Source organism: Pseudomonas sp. SIMBA_067 (genome assembly GCF_046534675.1).
Taxonomy (GTDB): domain Bacteria; phylum Pseudomonadota; class Gammaproteobacteria; order Pseudomonadales; family Pseudomonadaceae; genus Aquipseudomonas; species Aquipseudomonas putida.
On sequence record NZ_JAWRYH010000647.1, the window covers coordinates 1 to 263 of the forward strand.

The following is a 263-nucleotide window of genomic DNA, read 5'->3' on the forward strand; positions in this document are numbered from 1 at the left end:
GTAGTTGCCAGGCTTGCCGGGGGTGAACGGCCGGCCAATGCGTGTGTGGTTGTAGTACATCGGAATCTGCCCGACCGAACGCGGGAAGGTGATGGCCAGTTTGCCGGACGGGTTGTAATCGCCGAACAGCACGTCGGCGATGGCATTGCCGCCCTCGGTGCCGCTGAACCAGGTTTCGAGCAGGGCGTCGGCCTGCTCACGCTCCCAGGCGATCGACAGCGGCCGGCCATTCATCAGCACCAGTACCAGCGGTTTGCCGGTGG

At 64.6% G+C, this 263-nt stretch carries 1 protein-coding gene; it reads right to left on the bottom strand.

Features of this window, described 5'->3' with window-relative positions; all coding sequences use genetic code 11:
- A partial coding sequence (locus tag SB765_RS30705; RefSeq protein ID WP_410932628.1) for a glycoside hydrolase family 3 C-terminal domain-containing protein occupies nt 1–263 on the bottom strand: 263 nt, incomplete at both ends.